Below are 16,620 nucleotides of genomic sequence, written 5' to 3'. Positions count from 1 at the left end.
GTGTGGTCAGGGGTGGGCGGGCGCTTCCAGCGGGACCACCACGGCGGGCTGGGGGTGGGTGGGGCCGGTGGGGTGGGCGTAGCCGAGCCAGCCGGTGCCGATGAAGACGGCCAGCAGGATGGCGGTGGGGAGTTCGAGCAGGAGCCAGCCCGGCGGGTAGAGAGGTTCGCTGCGGGCGGCGCGGCGGATCGGGGGTCTCGGGTGTGCGAGGGCGGAGCGTGCCGTGCGGTTGGTGCTGCGGTTGCCGTGCCTGACCACCCGAAAAACCTCCCGAATCGTCCCCGCGGGTGTGCGGGGCGCAACGATGCCTGACCGATGTCGACCGTCGTGACGACGGAGTGCCGGCACGTGCGCCAGCGTCACACTATGCCGAACCACCTGCGCACACACCGGGCGAATGTGCGGACATCGCCTTGTCCGCGGGTTTGTCGCCCGGTGCGGCGTTCAGCGCGCGGAGGCGTCGGGTAGTCGGGCGGGGCAGGGCTGGCCGGGCAGGGTGGCGAGTTCGAAATGCCACCATTCGTTGTCGAAGGTGCGGCACAGACCCCAGCGGTTGCCGTTGACCTCCAGCCACGCCGCGCCCTCCCGCGGGCCGACGTCCACGGCCTGGCCGGTGACATGGGTGGATTCCTCGGGCGGCAGCACCCAGCGGCGAGCCTCCTCCGGGCTGCCGTAGGTGGCGATGCCGTCCTCCCACATGGCCTGCTGTTCACCGGGGCTGCGGTAGCCGGAGGTGATGGACAGCGGAACGCCCTGGGCGTGCGCCTCGGCGGCGGCCAGGTCGTAGGCGATGGCCAGCAGCGGGTCCAGGCCCGCGGTGGTGGCGACGAACCGCGCGGGTGGCTGGCCGGCACCGGCGGAGACCAGGTGGGTCGCGAAGTCCGCCACGCGGGTGCCGCCGAAGACGAGCAGGGCGGCGGCATCCGACGGCGTGAAGGACCGCGCCGTCGCGGACTCCCCGCCCGCGCCCGACGGCCACACCGTGGCGACCACCCCGTCGCGCGGGGACACCGTGGCGTCCGCCACCCCCGCCGGTGCGGTACCGGTTTCCTCGGTGGCGGCGGGAACAGCGGGTTCGGGGTGCGCGTGCGCCACCGATGTGCTCACGCCGCCGAACGCGGTACCGGCCAGCAGCGCGAGTACGGCTCCACGCCGCACCCCGCGCCCGCCCTCGGCACCGCGAGAACCACCCTCGCCCTTGTTCATCCGCATCCGCTCACCTCCACATATTCGTTCGCACACCCGACTCGGATCGGTCCCGAACCCGACCCGGTGCCACCCGACACCCGGCCCCGCAGGAGAACGCCGAAAACTCGCGAACCAGATCTTCCGCACAGCGACCGTCCGCGCATCCTATCGGCCCCACACCCCCACGGCGTTTCGCACCACGGCACGCCGCCGCGCCGGAATCGCACACGGACAGCCTCGACCGAACGGCGGCCGCTTGCGCGCCACCGCCGTTTTGCGCGCCGATGCCGACCGTGCGACAACCAGTCCGGCGCGACAGCCGCCGATGGGACGACTGGCACTCCGACAACCGCCCGACCGGGCGGTGGCCGCAGCCCCCAGCGACCCGAGCCGAACCCGCCGGAACGGTGGGCCGGGCGGCGGGCAGGTGCGGTTGGATGCGGAGGGCGCGTCCAGGCGACCAAGCCGTATTCGGTGCGTTGGCGACGGCGAGACCCGGCCTTGCCGCCCCGGCCACGGTCGCCCCGCCACGGGTGCGGCCCAAGTCGCGGGTGTAGAGGTGGCCAAGCCACGTCGGGTGCCGTTGGCGACGGCGAGGCCCGGCCTTCCCGTCCCGGCCACGGTCGCCCCGCCACGGGCGGCCATCCGCCGGACTTCGGGTGACGAATCCCCGTCGCGCGCCGACTGTGAGGGGTACTCCGACGATATGGACGCTGATTCGAGGTCACCGCACAGCGGGTCCGATGCGCCTGCTCCGGGTCCGGGTGGCGGGGGTCCAGCGCTGTCGCGGCGCGGGGCGCTGCGGCTGGGGGTCGGCGCGGCGGCGGTGTTGGGCAGTGGCAGCGGTGTGAGCGCACAGGCCGATCCGGGGATGTGGACGGAGTTGCGGGATCGGGTGCGGGGGCGGGTGCTGGTGCCCGGGGACGGCGAATACGCAGTCGCCGCACGGTTGTTCGATCCACGGTTCGATGGCCGCGTTCCGGCCGGGGTCGTAGCGGCGGCGGATGCCGAGGATGTCCGGGCCGCAGTGGGTTTCGCGGCCGAGCGGGGGCTCGCCGTGGCGGCGCGGGCGGGTGGGCATTCGTATGTCGGCGCGTCCGCTACCACCGATGCCGTGGTGGTCGACGTACGGCGACTCGACCGGGTGGCGGTCGCGGGCGATACCGTGACCGTGGGGGCGGGGGTGACATTGTTTCCGCTGCTGCGCGAGCTGGCGCGCTTCGGGCGGGCGCTGCCGGTCGGCACCTGCCCGACCGTCGGTCTCACCGGGCTCACGCTGGGCGGCGGGCTCGGCGTCGACTCCCGGACGTACGGGTTGACGTGTGATCGGCTCGTCGCCGTCGATCTGGTGCTGCCGGGCGGCGAGGCGCGCACGGTGTCGGATTCCCGGTTCCCGGATCTGTTCTGGGCACTGCGGGGCGCGGGCGGCACGGTGGGTGTGGTCACGTCGCTGACCCTGCGCACCCATGCCGCGACCGCGAAAGACGTCGTGCGGCTGACCTTTCCGCGCGATGCGACGGTGCGCGCCCTGCTCGGGTGGGCGCGCTGGATGCCGACGGCCGAGCGATCGGTCTGGGCGGGCCTCACCGTCTCGGTCGAGGCCGGGGACGCGGTGTGCCGGGCGCTGCTCGTCTGCCCGGCCGGGCTCGGCGACGCCGCCACCGCCGAATTCGCCGCCGCCGTGGGCGTTTCCCCCAGCGCGAAGGAGAGCTACACCCTGGACCATCTCGATGCGGTGCGCACCCTCGCCGGTGGCACCACCGACACGCCCCGCTCCACCAAGGCCGCCGGTTCCGATGTCGTCACCGATCTCACGGCGGCCGCCGAGCGCATCGTCGCCCACGTCTTCGCCGGATCCCGTTCGCGAGCACCGGGTTACGCATTGATCGACCCCCTCGACGGCGCGGTCCGCGACGCCGAACCGACAGCCTCGGCCTTTCCGTGGCGTCGCCACGCCGCCACCGTGCAGTGGCTGGTCGACTCCCCCGCCGACCCGGCCGCCGCCCACCGCTGGGTCACCGAGGCGCACACCGCACCGGGCACGGCGACGGCCGGGGCCTACCTCAACTACCCGGAACCGGACACCCCCGCCGAACGGTACTTCGGCGACAACATCGGTCGGCTCCGCACGATTCGCCGCCTGGTCGACCCGGATCGCCGCCTGCGCACCGGCGCGGGAGTCTGACCGGCTTACGCCAGCTCTGTAGCGCCCCGCTACGAGCGGCGCGGCGATCTCACCGCGTCAGACGCGTTCCTTGGACCGGGTCCGCACCCGCAGCGCGATCGGCTTCTGGGTTTCGGCGAAGAAGTCGTTGCCCTTGTCGTCGACCACGATGAACGCCGGGAAGTCCTCGACCTCGATCTTCCACACGGCTTCCATGCCGAGTTCCGGGTATTCGAGCACCTCGACGGATTTGATGCAGTCCAGGGCCAGTCGCGCGGCCGGTCCGCCGATGGAGCCGAGGTAGAACCCGCCGTGTTCCTTGCACGCGCGGGTGACCTGCGCGGAGCGATTGCCCTTGGCCAGCATGACGAACGAGCCGCCCGCGGCCTGGAACTGGTCGACGTAGGAGTCCATGCGTCCGGCGGTGGTGGGGCCGAAGGAGCCGGAGGCGTATCCGTCGGGAGTCTTGGCCGGCCCGGCGTAGTAGACGGCCATATCGCGCAGGTACTGCGGCATCTCCTCGCCCGCGTCGAGCCGCTCCTTGATCTTGGCGTGCGCGATGTCGCGCGCCACCACCAGCGGACCGGTGAGCGAAAGCCGGGTCTTCACCGGGTATTTCGACAGTTCGGCGCGGATCTCGGACATGGGCCGGTTCAGGTCGATCTTGACGACGTCGCCGCCCAGGATCTCGTCGGTCTGCTCCGGCAGGTACTGCGCCGGTTCGCGTTCCAATTGCTCCAGGAACACGCCCTCCGGGGTGATCTTTGCCTTGGCCTGCCGGTCCGCCGAGCAGGACACCGCGATGGCCACCGGGCAGGACGCCCCGTGCCGCGGCAGCCGAATGACCCGCACGTCGTGGCAGAAGTACTTGCCGCCGAACTGCGCGCCGATCCCGAAGGACTGGGTGAGCTTGAACACCTGCTCCTCGAGTTCGAGGTCGCGGAAGCCGTGCGCGGCCATGGACCCCTCGGTCGGCATGGTGTCCAGGTAGTGCGCGGAGGCGTATTTGGCCGTCTTCAAAGCGAATTCGGCCGAGGTGCCGCCGATCACGACCGCCAGGTGGTACGGCGGGCAGGCGGCGGTGCCGAGCGAGCGGATCTTCTCGTCTAGGAATTCCAGCATGCGATCCGGATTCAGGATGGCCTTGGTCTCCTGGTACAGGAAGGACTTGTTGGCCGATCCGCCGCCCTTGGCCATGAACAGGAACTTGTAGGCCGGATGCGCGGGATCGCCCGCCGCCGAGTACAACTCGACCTGCGCGGGCAGATTGCTGCCGGTGTTCTTCTCGTCCCACATGGTGAGCGGCGCGAGCTGGGAGTAGCGCAGGTTCAGCTTGGTGTAGGCGTCGTACACGCCGCGCGAGATCCACTCGGCGTCGTCGACGCCGGTGAGCACGCCCTCGGACTTCTTGCCCATGACGATGGCGGTGCCGGTGTCCTGGCACATGGGCAGGATGCCGCCCGCGGAGATGTTCACGTTCTTGAGTAGGTCCAACGCCACGAAGCGGTCGTTGCCGCTGGACTCCGGATCGTCGATGATCTTGCGCAGCTGCTTCAGGTGGTCGGGCCGCAGGTAGTGGCTGATGTCGTGCATGGCCTCCTGGGTGAGCATGCGCAACACCTCCGGCTCGACCTGGAGGAAGGTGCGGCCGCCGGTGGAGAAGGTGCTGACGCCCTCGGTGGTGAGCAGCCGATACGGAGTGTCGTCGGCACCCGTCGGCAGCAGATCCGAGTACAGGAAGTCAGGCGCGGTCACGAATCGCACTCCTCGAGCAGGGCCGGGGGCGGCCGGGGCGTGTTGAAGCACCGGAGAGCCTAGCCAGCACGCCGCCGACCCCGTGCCTAAGGCAAACCTTATTTCTGCGAACCATGCAAAGGTTGCACCTTCAACCCGCACGGTGTTACCTGTCCATGATGCGATCGTCTGCGGTGGGGAGGGAAACAGCATGGCAACAGAGCCCGAGAGTGGCACCGTCACCGAGCCCCGGTGGCTCGACGATCTCGAGCGGCGCGCCTGGCTCGGCTTCGTCTTCACCCGCGACCTGATCGCCGCCGCGGTCGGCCGGGACTCCCTACGTGAGTCCGATCTCACCTATGTCGAGTACACCGTCTTGGCCCGGCTCGCCGACGCGCCCGACCACCGCCGCAGTTTCGCCGAACTGGCCGCGGTCCTGGAGTGGTCGCAGAGCCGCCTGTCCCACCAGATCACCCGGATGGAGAAGCGCGGCCTGGTGGCCCGGGAGTCCATTCCCGACGATGCCCGCCGCACCGCCGCCGTCCTCACCGACAAGGGCGCGCAGGTGCTGGAATCCGCCGCTCCCGCCCACGTCGACAGCGTCCGCCGGCACATGATCGACGTGCTGGACCGCGACCAGTTGGCGGCCCTGGCCGATATCTACGACACACTGCTGGACCACCATCGAAGACCGTCGGCCCAGCAACAACCCCGGAACCGTCATTCCGCGTGACGATTTCTCCGCCCCGCCCGTGTTTGGTTTCGCGCCCATCGGGTATTGGGTAAGACTAGGCTCGGCAACGGCTGCTCTGTCATGTGTTCCACGCAGACTGTCGGCAACCGAGCGCACACCGAGCACCCGAACCTGGCCTTAGTGAAAGGGGCAGGAGTTTCCATGTCCGACGTGTCCATCGGCCTTCCGGCGGATTCACTGCCCGCGGGGTCCGTCGACAACCTGCTTCCACAGCTGGTCGAACACCTGCGGCAGAATCGCACCGAGCTGCGCGAGGAGTGGGCCCGCCGTATTACGGACGCCCAGCTGCTGACCGCCATGACCCCGGAGGAGATCTTCTCCGAGGCGACCTCGATCTTCGACAACTACGTCGAGGTTCTCGAGACCGGTAGCGTCGAGGCGCTGCAGGCGTACGCGCGTGACCTGTCCGAGCGCATCATTCCCAGAGGCGTCGAGACCGACGAGGTCCTCGGCATCGTGCTGTTGCTGCGAGATGTGCTGGCCCGCTCGCTGTTCGAGAAGTACCAGTCGAACTTCGAGCTGCTGAACCAGGTGCTCGACGCCTACGAACCCGCGGCCAACCGCATCGCCAACACCGTGGGCGTGTCCTTCGTGCAGGAGCGCGAGCGCGTCATCCGCCAGCAGCAGGAGGCCATCCGCGAGCTGTCGACGCCCGTTCTCCAGGTGCGTGAGCAGCTGCTCATCCTCCCGATCATCGGCGTGCTGGACTCGCAACGCGCCCGGCAGCTGACCGAACAGCTGCTGCGGGCCATCCGAGCCAATCGCGCCAAGGTGGTCGTCATCGACATCACCGGTGTGCCCGCGATCGACTCCACCGTGGCCAACCATCTGGTGCAGACCGTCGACGCCTCGGGCCTGATGGGTGCGAACGTCATCATCACCGGCCTGTCCTCGGAGATCGCCCTGACCCTCGTCACCATCGGCCTGGATCTGTCCAAGATGAACGCCGTCGGCGACCTGCAGGGTGGTATCGAGGAGGCGGAGCGGCTGCTCGGCTACGAGGTGTCGCGCGTGACCGCCGAACGCGACGGAAGGTAGACCGGGCCCGCTCATGCCGGTACCCATTCTGAAACAGGGGACCTACCTCATCGCGTCGGTGCAGTCCGCCCTCACCGACGCCGACACCGAGCGCCTGCAGGACGACCTGATGAAGTACGTCAGCAAGTACCGGGCGCAGGGAATCATCGTCGATGTCACGGCAATCGACGTGATGGACTCCTTCGCGGCCAGATCGCTGCGTACCATCGCCCACATGACCAAGCTGCGGGGTGCGGAGACGGTCATCGTGGGTCTGCAGCCCGAAGTCGCGTTCGCCATGGTTCAGCTCGGACTCACCTTCGAGGACATGCACACCGCCCTCGATCTGGAGGAGGGTCTGGCCTGGTTGAACATCAAACTCGATACCCGCCGCCAGCGAGACGGTCGTGATCGTGGCCGCTGACTACGTGGTGATCGCGGTGAAAGAGTCGAACGACATCGTCACCGCACGGCAGGCCGGGCGGGAACTCGCGCTGGAGCACGGGTTCTCACTCACCGACATCACCATGATCTCCACCGCCATCTCGGAGGTAGCCCGCAATATCACGAGTTACGCAGGCAGCGGGGAGATCCGACTGTCGGTGACCGACAAGGAAGGCCGCCGGGCACTGGTGGTACAGGCACAGGATCAAGGCCCCGGCATTCTCGACATCCCGCGGGCACTGGAGGACGGCTACTCCACCGGGCGCGGCCTCGGGCTGGGCCTGCCGGGCGCGCGCCGACTCATGGACAAGCTGATCATCGAGTCCACCCCCGGCCACGGCACTCTCGTGGAGATGTGGAAGTGGGTGCCCGCCGGTGCATGACGACGGATTCATCGGTGCGGTGGAATGGGCGGTCGCCGGACGGGCGCTACCCGGGCAGCGAGTCTCCGGCGATCGGTCGGTGATACTCGACGCGGGCGGCGATTCGGTGCTGTTCGCGGTGATGGACGGGCTCGGGCACGGTGCGGCCGCGGCCGACGCGGCCGATCGGGCGGCCCAGGTGCTGTCGGAGAATCGCGCCGAACCCCTGGACGTGCTGATGCTGCTGTGTCATCGCGCCATGGCCGACACCCGCGGCGCGGCGGTATCGCTGGCGCTGCTGGACGCCGGGGAGAAGGTGCAGTGGCTCGGGGTCGGCAATGTCGAATCCCGGATCATCGCCGCGGCTCCCGGCAAACCGGCGATACGGGCGGCGGCGCTGCTGGTCGGTGGGATCGTCGGCTATCTGCTGCCACCCAATCTGCAGGCGCAGACGGTGGCGGTGCGGCCCGGTGATCTGCTGCTGATGTCCACCGACGGCATCGTGCCCGACTACGCCGACGGCATCGACCTGGCCAAGCCGACCGCCGACATCACCGCCGAGATTCTGGCGAAGCACGCCAAGGACACCGACGACGCGCTCGTGCTCGCCGCACGGCACCGCGGGCATACGGGATCGACGCCGTGAGTGCGGTGCTGGCCGCCTTCCGCGCGGCGTACACCGGCGCACTGCGCCAGCACCTGCGCGCGCCCAACCAGACCACCCTCAACGAGGGGTACGAACTGGGCCGCCGTGCCCTGGTGGAGGGTGTCAGCATCCTCGACCTCACCGAGCACCACTTCCGCATCCTGGAGGACGAGGGGCTGCTGCCCGCCGCGCACGACGAACGCGCCGACGCCGCACTGGAATTCCTGCTCCAGACCATGGCGGCGCTGGATGTGGCCACCCGCGGCTTCCTGGACGGGGCGCGGCGCTACGAGGCGGAGCGTTCCCGCGCCGAGGATCTCGCCGGACGCGACGCCTTCCGCACCGCGCTGGTGGAGTCACTGCAGGACGGCTTCTTCGTGGTGGACTCGAACGGCACACTGGTGGAGGTCAACTCGGCCTTCGGCGCGCTCACCGGCTACGGCCCCGACGGCGTGCCGTATCCGCTGCCGCATCCGTGGTCGGTGCCGGACGGCCCGCGCTACCCGGATCTGGGCACCGACGCGGCCCGGTTCGTCATGCCGGTGCGGCATCGCGACGGGCGGCGGCTGTGGCTGGCGGTGAGCACCTCGTCACTGGTGAAACCCGAAGACGGGGAACGGATCTTCGTCGGCACCATTCGCGATGTCACCGCCGAGCACGATGCGCAGGCCCGCGATCAGGCGGTGTCGCGGCTGGCCACCGCGGTGGGCGCGGCCACCAGCGTGGTGGAGGTGCTCACGGTCGGGCTGGAGGAGCTGCGGCACACCGTCGGCGCGGAGTCGGCAGTGGTGTCGGTGTGGCCGAACCGCCATACCGGGCCGGAACTGTATGTCTCCGAAGACAATCCGCGCACGGGCGAGTCACGGCAGGTACTGGACGCGCGGGCGCGGGCGCTGCTGGACCGGGCCCGGCTGCGGCCGGGCCGCAGTATGTTCGCCATTCCGGAGGGCGCGTCCAGCTCCGAGGGGATCGTCGCGCCGCTGGGCGAGACCGGGGATTCGGCGCTGTGGCTGCGCTTCGCCGCACCGCGCGCCATCAGTCCGGGTGACTGGGCGCTGTTCTCGCTGCTGGTCGGGCATCTGAGTCTGGCGGTGCAGCGGGCGCGCAACTTCGATCAGGCGCGTTCCACCTCGCTGACCCTGCAACGGGCCATGCTCGGCCCCATCGAGCTGCCGCCGCGCTTCTCCGTGCACTACGAACCGGCGTTGCCGCCCTTGGAGATCGGTGGCGACTGGTACGACGTCGTCCGGCTCGAGGACGGCACCATGGGTGTGGTGGTCGGCGACTGTGTCGGACGTGGGCTGTCGGCGGCCGTGGTCATGGGGCAATTGCGCACCGCCGCACGGGCATTGCTGCTGCGCGGGGCCGGTCCGGCACAGCTGCTGGCCGAACTCGACACGGTCGCCGCGCGGATTCCGGGTGCCATGTGCACCACGGTGTGCGCGGCCATCCTGGATCCGGTGCGCGGTCTGGTCCGCTACTCCAGCGCGGGACATATGCCGCCGGTACTCGCCGAACCGGGCAGCAAGGGCCGCCTGCTGGAAGGCGGCCGGTCGGTTCCATTGGCCACCTTCGATCCGCCCCGCCGCCCCGAGGCCACCACGCCGATGGCTGCGGGATCCACGCTGGTGCTGTTCACCGACGGTCTCGTCGAACAGCGCGGCGTGGATATCGACGAGCGGTTCGTGGAACTGGCCGACGAACTGTCCGGGGTTGCCGGGCAGATGCCGCGCGAGGTGGCCGACTCGGTGCTGTCGCGATTGCGCCCGGCCGGGGGTTACGACGACGACGTCGCCATGGTGGTGTACCGGCAGCCGCCGGCGCCGCTGCACCTGGATTTCCCGGCCGCTCCCGGTGAACTCGCCGGGATGCGGCGTAGGCTCGAGGCGTGGCTGGATTCGGCGGCGGTCCCCAAGGAGATCGCCACCGACATCATCGCCGCCGCCAACGAGGCATGCAGCAACAGCATCGAACACGCCTACCTGGGTGGGCACCCGGCGCGGGTGGAACTGCTCGCCGAATCCGGGATCGACACCGTCACCATCGATGTCTGCGACACCGGCGTGTGGCGGCCGCTGCCCGCCGATCCCGGACACCGTGGGCGTGGTATCGCCATGATGCAGGCGCTCACCGACAAACTCGATATCGACCACGGCGGACCGGGGACCCGGGTGCGGATGGTGGTGCGGCTGCCCGCGGTGTCGTTCTCCGCGGCGGCGAGTCGCCTATGAGCGGCACGATTGCGCCACCGCCTCCGGTGTAGCTGCCGAAATGCTGCGGTAGCCGGGTATTTCACCACGAGCTCGGCTACCGATCCGATACCGATGTGGCCGACGATGCAGCGGGAAAGGACCGTTCATGGCAGATTGTTCTGATGTGACCAACACTTCCGGAGACGCGTATCCCCTCGCCGACACGATGACCACCACGGTCTCGGTGCGCGACGAAGCGACCGTGCTCACCGTGGCCGGCGAGGTCGATTTGGCCACCGCCCCCGCGCTCGAGAACGCCATCGACGCGACGCTGGGCGGCAAACCCACGGCGCTCGTGATCGATCTGTCCGACGTCAGCTTCCTCGCCTCGGCGGGGATGGCGGCCCTGGTGGCCGCCCATCAGCGCGCGGGTGACACTCGCATCGCCGTCGTGGCCGACGGCCCCGCCACCGGCCGCCAGCTCAAGATGACCAATCTGGACCAGGTCTTCGCGTTGTTCCCCACTCTCGACGAAGCCCTGGCCTCCTTCCGGCCCAACTGATTCAACCGGTTCCGCCGGGTCCCACCACCCCGGATGCCGCTGTCGGCACCGCGGCCCACCATCCCGGCGGACCGACGGCACCGCTGCCCTGCGGTTCTCGCGGGAGCGCTGCCCGGGGCACCCGCATTCCCGGCGTGCCGCCCTCCGCACGAACGCCGCGCCGACCGCGATTCGACGGCTGCCGCCCACGACGACCGGTGCGACCCACCGTAAAACCGCGTGCCCGCCGCTCGGCGGGCACGCGGTCGTGTATCCGGGCCAGTCTTCAGACCAGAGCGCGCAACTGCTCGATCAGCTTCACCCGCTCGGCGGGCGTACCCGCCAAGGGCACCACATTGAGCACGGTGACGCCCGCCTCGCGGAAGGCCGCGATCCGTTCCTTCACGAATCCGGCCGACCCGATCAGGTTCACATCGCGAACCAGGTCGTCGGGCACCACCTTGGCGGCCTCTTCCTTCTTCCCCGCGAGGTAGAGCTCCTGAATCCGATCGGCCTCCGCGCCGTACCCGTACTTGGTCGCCAGGGCGTGGTAGAAGTTCTTCCCCTTCGCACCCATGCCGCCGATGTAGAGCGCCAGATGCGGTTTCACCCATTCCCGCAGTGGTTCCACGTCGTCACCGATGGCCAGCGCCGGACCGGCGTACACGTCCAGCTTGCCCAACGCCGGATCGCGTTTGGCCAGACCGGCTTTCACCGCGTCGCCCCACACCGCGTCGGCCTTCTCGGGCAGGAAGAAGATCGGCTGCCACCCCTCCGCCATTTCCGCGGCCAACTCCACGTTCTTCGGCCCCAGCGCCGCCAACAGCACCGGAATCCGTTCGCGCACCGGATGGTTGATCAGCTTCAGCGGCTTCCCCAACCCGGTCCCCTCCCCCTCGGGCAGCGGAATGGTGTAGTACTTGCCCCGGTGTTGCAGCCGCTCCCGCCGCCACACCTTGCGACAGATCTCCAGCACCTCGCGGGTCCGCCCGATCGGCGCGTCGTAGGGCACCCCGTGGAACCCCTCGATCACCTGCGGACCCGACGCCCCGAGACCGAGCACGTAGCGGCCGTCGGAGACGTAGTCGAGCCCGGCCGCCGTCATGGCGGTAAGCGTAGGTGTGCGCGTGTAGAGCTGCAGAATGCCCGAGGCCAGCTGTACCCGCTCGGTCTTGGCGGCCAGATACCCCAGCGCGCTCACGGCGTCGAACGAGTACGCCTCCGGCACGAAGACGATATCGAGCCCGGCCCGCTCCAGATCCGCGACCTCGGCCGCCACCTCTTTGAAGCCGTCGGTGTAATTGATCGACAGTCCGATACGCATGACCCGAAGCTTAAGCGCTGCCCAGCGGGAGCCTCCACCGCGCCCCTGGTGAGGGGGCGTGCTCACCCGAACATGCCCCTAACCATCCCGGAATGACCTAGGAGGACGTCAGCGCGTCAAAGTGCCGGACATCACAGTCCGACGTTCCCATGCGAGCTTCGTGGGGGTTGATCAGGCCATTTACGCAGTCACCGGCACGCACTTCGGGGGGATGCACACAATCCGTGTGTTTGCTACATATTTGCCAATGGGTTCTTATGTAGCGGTAAGCATCTCGCCCGGGCAGCACCGGGCCACGCCAGCGCCAGGGGGCACCACCTGATGAAGTTCGCTCGAATCCGCCGCAGCACCATCCTCGGCGCCACCGCCGCAGGACTCGTCGCTAGCAGTTTGCTCACATACACCGCAGCCGCGGACACAGTCGCCGACAAAGCCCGCACTGTCGAAACCGACGACGGCTGGCTGCTGACCGTCACCAAAACCGCAGAAAACCTCGATCGCTACCCGGCGTTGTCCGCCTCGCCGACGAGCCGCGAGGGCTTCGTCTCGCTCAAGGCGATCGCCGAGGTCACCGGCAACGGCCGAGCCCCGATCAATTCCGGCGCCGTCACCTACGGCTACCAAATCGGCTGCCAAGTCGACGTGTCCACCGGCCTGACCCTCGGCATGGGCTTCACCATCGGCCCCAACGCCTCCCTCAACATCAGCTGGCCCCCCAGCGTCAGCGTCGGCGGACAGGCATCGGTCTCACCGAACATCTCCACCACACTCAAACCGGGAACGATCAGCACCGTCACCTTCGGCTCCAAACCCTTTGCCGCCCAACGCGGCTCGGTGACCGCCGAACAAGTCGAAGTCAAAGTCGACGCCTGCATGGGACCGGTCACGATGCGCTCCTTCGCCACCGCCGCCATCTCCACGAACACAGCGGACAACTCCGTCACCGTCTACGGCGACCCCATCACCCTCTGACCCGCCGGCGCCGGTCCTATTCTGGGCCGACGGAAGGAAAACCACAGGATGGCTTCACACTTCCGCAGCAGACAACGAAGACACAGGGCGCTCGCCACCACCCTTAGCGGAACACTCGTCATAGCCGGGGCGATTGCGCTGACCAGTGAGCATGTCGCCGCCCCCGCACAAGCCGCACCGTACATTCCATGCGAACAGTGGCAGCAAATGCACCCTGGGTGGCCATGCATCGATGTGCCTGAGCCGCCGATAACGGCCTCACAGCCACCGCTACCAAGCTGGTCCCCAAACCAGCCGGGCACCGGGGGTGGTCCTGGCGCTGGAGCGCTGACACCGCCCTCGCTGCCACCGGGCAACGGCACCCCGATCATTCCAGTTCCCGAGGATGCGAAACCGGTGTCACCTGATACACCTGCCGGTGTATCACAGCCACCCGCTGGGAGCTCGGTAAATGGTCCAAGTCTGGACCCGACTCCCGTCGACCTCGACTTCCCACCACGAGTTCCGCGGTTACCTGAAATCCCTGATGTTTTTCCACGCATTCCTGAGATGCCGATGCCGGAGTTGCCTGATATCTTCCCCGGCGATCTGTTCGACAGATCAGTCTGGGATCAGTTGCCCGAAGGAACGTGGACGCTCGATCCGGAAACTTCCGACTACCTGTGGTCGATTGCCAAGTGGGGGATTCCCGCAGTTGCCGCTGCCTTCTGCAATGTTGAAGTGAAAGGTGGCACGTGGGCAGGCGTGGGCTGCGGCCTGATCGCCGTGGCAATCGTATTCGCCATCGACTCGTACAAGATCAAACCGAAGGGTAAGTTCCAGTTCAGGATCACCATTACGGAAAAGAAGATTCTCGGCTTCACGGTCAGTAAGGACATCCAGGTCGAGATACTCCCCGTGGAAACTTCTTCCCCCACCCCACCGCCGACCACGACGCCGACCGGAAACAACGGCAATGGCGGAGAAGGCGGGGGCGCCCAACCTACTACTGCCGCACCACCTACCACGAACCCACCGACCACAGGCCCGCCGGCGACGACAGCGGTGCCGCCGTCGACCCTTGAAGTACAGGAGCCCAATGTGCCGCCCACCCCGGCGGAACCGACTCGACCACCACAGCAGGTGCCGCCATCCGTTCTCGTCTGATCTCGGTGTAGGTCCATAATCACATGACTCCATGGGCGATCGAAAGGAACGAGGCTGAATGCGCGAGGCCGTTTACGCTGCACTTCCCCTGGCAGTAGCCCTGCTCATCCTGCTCGTGGCACGGGTAACCACCCGCTTGTACATCCGATCGACCGATACTGGACTGGTACGAGCGGCGGCCCGAGCGATAGATGACACCTATAGACAGGAAAACAGGGCGAAGTATAACTACCGTGACCCGCGCGTCATCCTAGTGGTGGCGGTCCTTGTCGGCATAGCAGCCATCGTGTGCCTTTTACCTATACCAATTCCACGAGAGTTCCGCTACGGACTGCTCCTGGCCGTTCTCGTTATGACCCCTGACGCCGCCGCCCGATTGTTTTCACAGAGAGGTACAACATGACACGCCCTCGCGCAGTCATAACCGCGTGCCTGACGCTGGTCGCCACATCTATCCTACTCGCGGCCTGTGGAAACACAGGAAATCTAGACTCCCCCGAGCCGGATATGAGTTCGGCGGCGCTGGAAACAGAAGCTACCAAAATGTTGCTCGCAGTTGCAGATCATGACTATGCCGCAGCGTACCAGTTCAGATCACCACGATGCAGAATTAAAGTCCCTCAAGTCGACTACATAGCGTCGATGAAGAACCTCTACGACTCGAGAGACTTGAAAACACATCCTCCCAAAATAATCGTTACAGCTTCAGGATCGTCCGGTGTTGTCATTACGACGAACACCGATCCACGAGCGAACGAAGACGACCCAACACCTCGAATCTGGACATTTATCGATGGGAAGTGGCGTTTCGATAACTGCTGAATGCCACCGTCCACGGATACCGTGAAGCTCCCCCGGACTCAGTCCTGACGGGTGGCGCTCCGGGTGCGTCACGCCAGTCCAGTGCCGGGGTTCCGGTTGTCGAATCCACGGGACACGGCGCCGGCAACCCACCCGGCGGTCGTCGCCAACCCGAGGCCGTATGCCATACCGCCGTCCTCATCGACGGTTCTGACCGTCTTCATCTCCGCCGACTGTGCCGGCGGAAGCAGTCTTCCGTCCAGGAGCGCGGTGAAGAACCGGTTGAGGTCCGCACCGGGCCCGACCATCCTCCGTCCGCGCCACTCCATGAGACATTCTGATCGGAGTAGTCGACCCGTTCACCTCCGACTTCGGTGTAACCGACGGGATTTCGAAATCGGCGGGCGCCGTCAGCGCGTCGGGCATCAATTCGGCCATGTCGACTGTCATCCATCGCGTCTGCTCGGACATGATCTCGAGCTGTCCTGGCTTGGGTTCCGCCCGAACACCGCGGCGTACTCCGGTAGCCCACTGTTGTGCCGCAACAGGTTTCGGATCGCGATCCGGTTCCCGTCGATATATGGTCCGTGTATCACTCCCGGCAGACACCGTTCCACCGGCGCATCGAGTTCGGCTTTGCCCTCGGCTACCAACGGCAGCATCACCGTCGCCGCGAATGTCTTGGTGTTGCTGCCGATCAGGACCCGGTCGTCGAGCTCCATAATTCATTTGCCAAGACAGCTACCACACCGCAAAGGTGGTTCCTCGTGACTTCTGCTGACTCCTCCCCGCCCGAACCGGCCGCACCGACCATCCGCCGCTACCGGCCCGAGGACGAAGAAGCCGTGGTCGGGCTCTGGAGCCGCGCCACCCGCATCGCGCATCCGTTCATCGCGGGCGAGGGCACCGGCGAACGGGAGCGCAAGCTCCGCGAGATCTATCTCGTCAACGCCGACAACTGGGTCGCCGAACTTCCCGGCAAGGGCGTGGTCGGACTACTGGGGCTGCTCGAAGCCGAGATCGGCGGCCTGTTCGTCGACCCCTCCGTCCAAAAGTCCGGCATCGGACAACAATTGGTCGACCATGCCCGCAGCCTCCACGGCACGGTGACCCTCGACGTCTTTGAACTCAACACCACCGCCCGCGCCTTCTACGCCCGCCTCGGCTTCGGCGAAATCGACCGTCACCTCGAACCCGACACGGGCTTCACCCTCATCACCCTCGAACTCGCCGCGTAATCACCCGAGCACGCCGCAGGTGACGTGCACCGACCCTGCACGCGACTCGACGTCCGATGCCGGTCACCGCCGGGGATAGCCAGACGACAGCAGCGAC

17 protein-coding genes are annotated in these 16,620 nt (G+C 67.7%); 11 read left to right on the top strand and 6 right to left on the bottom strand.

From position 1 onward, the window contains the following. Positions 1-6: 6 nt before the first annotated feature. Together QJS31_RS32860 and QJS31_RS32855 are read right to left on the bottom strand one after the other, a co-directional pair. On the bottom strand, positions 7-258 hold the full coding sequence (locus QJS31_RS32860) for a hypothetical protein (RefSeq protein ID WP_282782941.1): 252 nt from the start codon (positions 256-258) through the stop codon (positions 7-9). A 186-nt stretch (positions 259-444) separates the two neighbouring features. Then, complete coding sequence (locus tag QJS31_RS32855) at positions 445-867, bottom strand: M15 family metallopeptidase (RefSeq protein ID WP_372341724.1); 423 nt, start codon at positions 865-867, stop codon at positions 445-447. A gap of 1,027 nt (positions 868-1,894) precedes the next feature. Here QJS31_RS32855 and QJS31_RS32850 point away from each other — a divergent pair. Continuing rightward, positions 1,895-3,373: an FAD-binding oxidoreductase gene (locus QJS31_RS32850; protein ID WP_306358559.1), complete on the top strand. Its 1,479-nt coding sequence runs from the start codon at positions 1,895-1,897 to the stop codon at positions 3,371-3,373. Between the two features lie 57 nt (positions 3,374-3,430). Here the strand turns inward: QJS31_RS32850 and QJS31_RS32845 are convergent, their stop codons facing one another. Beyond that, entirely contained in the window at positions 3,431-5,107 is a 1,677-nt protein-coding gene (locus QJS31_RS32845) for a fumarate hydratase (RefSeq protein ID WP_282782937.1), read from the bottom strand. Positions 5,108-5,297: 190 nt separating this feature from the next. On the opposite strand from QJS31_RS32845, the gene QJS31_RS32840 reads away from it, so the two are divergent. The 7 genes from QJS31_RS32840 to QJS31_RS32810 all read left to right on the top strand — a co-directional run bounded on the left by QJS31_RS32840 (position 5,298) and on the right by QJS31_RS32810 (position 11,063). Further along, positions 5,298-5,819 (top strand): MarR family winged helix-turn-helix transcriptional regulator, encoded by a 522-nt coding sequence (locus QJS31_RS32840; RefSeq protein ID WP_282782935.1) that lies wholly within the window; start codon positions 5,298-5,300, stop codon positions 5,817-5,819. Between the two features lie 162 nt (positions 5,820-5,981). Continuing rightward, complete coding sequence (locus tag QJS31_RS32835) at positions 5,982-6,878, top strand: STAS domain-containing protein (protein ID WP_029923542.1); 897 nt, start codon at positions 5,982-5,984, stop codon at positions 6,876-6,878. A gap of 13 nt (positions 6,879-6,891) precedes the next feature. Then, entirely contained in the window at positions 6,892-7,281 is a 390-nt protein-coding gene (locus tag QJS31_RS32830) for an STAS domain-containing protein (RefSeq protein ID WP_029923541.1), read from the top strand. Then, positions 7,271-7,684, top strand: coding sequence for an anti-sigma regulatory factor (locus QJS31_RS32825; protein ID WP_282782931.1), 414 nt, complete (start codon positions 7,271-7,273; stop codon positions 7,682-7,684). The genes QJS31_RS32830 and QJS31_RS32825 overlap by 11 nt, the downstream gene beginning before the upstream one ends. Continuing rightward, the gene (locus QJS31_RS32820; protein WP_282782929.1) at positions 7,677-8,309 is read left to right on the top strand and encodes a SpoIIE family protein phosphatase; all 633 of its coding nucleotides are present in this window, start codon (positions 7,677-7,679) and stop codon (positions 8,307-8,309) included. Before QJS31_RS32825 ends, QJS31_RS32820 begins: the two co-directional genes overlap by 8 nt. Further along, positions 8,306-10,540, top strand: a complete 2,235-nt coding sequence (locus tag QJS31_RS32815) for a SpoIIE family protein phosphatase (RefSeq protein WP_282782927.1) — start codon at positions 8,306-8,308, stop codon at positions 10,538-10,540. The genes QJS31_RS32820 and QJS31_RS32815 overlap by 4 nt, the downstream gene beginning before the upstream one ends. A gap of 187 nt (positions 10,541-10,727) precedes the next feature. Next, positions 10,728-11,063 (top strand): STAS domain-containing protein, encoded by a 336-nt coding sequence (locus QJS31_RS32810; RefSeq protein WP_282782945.1) that lies wholly within the window; start codon positions 10,728-10,730, stop codon positions 11,061-11,063. 265 nt (positions 11,064-11,328) lie between these two features. Here the strand turns inward: QJS31_RS32810 and QJS31_RS32805 are convergent, their stop codons facing one another. Continuing rightward, positions 11,329-12,366 (bottom strand): LLM class F420-dependent oxidoreductase, encoded by a 1,038-nt coding sequence (locus QJS31_RS32805; protein ID WP_306358558.1) that lies wholly within the window; start codon positions 12,364-12,366, stop codon positions 11,329-11,331. 321 nt (positions 12,367-12,687) lie between these two features. On the opposite strand from QJS31_RS32805, the gene QJS31_RS32800 reads away from it, so the two are divergent. Continuing rightward, positions 12,688-13,338: an MspA family porin gene (locus QJS31_RS32800; protein ID WP_306358557.1), complete on the top strand. Its 651-nt coding sequence runs from the start codon at positions 12,688-12,690 to the stop codon at positions 13,336-13,338. A gap of 549 nt (positions 13,339-13,887) precedes the next feature. Beyond that, positions 13,888-14,484, top strand: a complete 597-nt coding sequence (locus tag QJS31_RS32795) for a hypothetical protein (RefSeq protein ID WP_282783058.1) — start codon at positions 13,888-13,890, stop codon at positions 14,482-14,484. An 890-nt stretch (positions 14,485-15,374) separates the two neighbouring features. Here QJS31_RS32795 and QJS31_RS32790 read toward each other — a convergent pair. Further along, on the bottom strand, positions 15,375-15,614 hold the full coding sequence (locus QJS31_RS32790) for a hypothetical protein (RefSeq protein WP_306358556.1): 240 nt from the start codon (positions 15,612-15,614) through the stop codon (positions 15,375-15,377). A 117-nt stretch (positions 15,615-15,731) separates the two neighbouring features. Next, a complete protein-coding gene (locus QJS31_RS32785; RefSeq protein WP_282783063.1) occupies positions 15,732-15,947 on the bottom strand; it encodes a serine hydrolase in 216 nt (71 codons plus the stop codon). On the opposite strand from QJS31_RS32785, the gene QJS31_RS32780 reads away from it, so the two are divergent. Next, positions 15,873-16,523 carry a GNAT family N-acetyltransferase gene (locus QJS31_RS32780; RefSeq protein WP_306358555.1) on the top strand — a complete coding sequence of 217 codons (651 nt, stop codon included), beginning with the start codon at positions 15,873-15,875 and terminating at the stop codon, positions 16,521-16,523. The two genes, QJS31_RS32785 and QJS31_RS32780, sit on opposite strands and share 75 nt — an antisense overlap. Positions 16,524-16,620: the final 97 nt, after the last annotated feature.

The sequence above is a fragment of the Nocardia sp. CC213A genome (genome assembly GCF_030766805.1).
Lineage (GTDB): Bacteria > Actinomycetota > Actinomycetes > Mycobacteriales > Mycobacteriaceae > Nocardia > Nocardia otitidiscaviarum.
Note: the sequence above shows the minus strand (reverse complement) of the source record. Positions and strands in the feature narration are given on the sequence as shown.

Coding starts and splice junctions, on each gene's coding strand:
- QJS31_RS32850 (WP_306358559.1), top strand. CDS start 1,895: ATGGACGCTGATTCGAGGTCACCGCACAGCGGGTCCGATGCGCCTGCT.
- QJS31_RS32840 (WP_282782935.1), top strand. CDS start 5,298: ATGGCAACAGAGCCCGAGAGTGGCACCGTCACCGAGCCCCGGTGGCTC.
- QJS31_RS32835 (WP_029923542.1), top strand. CDS start 5,982: ATGTCCGACGTGTCCATCGGCCTTCCGGCGGATTCACTGCCCGCGGGG.
- QJS31_RS32830 (WP_029923541.1), top strand. CDS start 6,892: ATGCCGGTACCCATTCTGAAACAGGGGACCTACCTCATCGCGTCGGTG.
- QJS31_RS32810 (WP_282782945.1), top strand. CDS start 10,728: ATGACCACCACGGTCTCGGTGCGCGACGAAGCGACCGTGCTCACCGTG.
- QJS31_RS32805 (WP_306358558.1), bottom strand. CDS start 12,366: ATGCGTATCGGACTGTCGATCAATTACACCGACGGCTTCAAAGAGGTG.
- QJS31_RS32800 (WP_306358557.1), top strand. CDS start 12,688: ATGAAGTTCGCTCGAATCCGCCGCAGCACCATCCTCGGCGCCACCGCC.
- QJS31_RS32795 (WP_282783058.1), top strand. CDS start 13,888: ATGCCGATGCCGGAGTTGCCTGATATCTTCCCCGGCGATCTGTTCGAC.
- QJS31_RS32790 (WP_306358556.1), bottom strand. CDS start 15,614: ATGGAGTGGCGCGGACGGAGGATGGTCGGGCCCGGTGCGGACCTCAAC.
- QJS31_RS32785 (WP_282783063.1), bottom strand. CDS start 15,947: ATGCTGCCGTTGGTAGCCGAGGGCAAAGCCGAACTCGATGCGCCGGTG.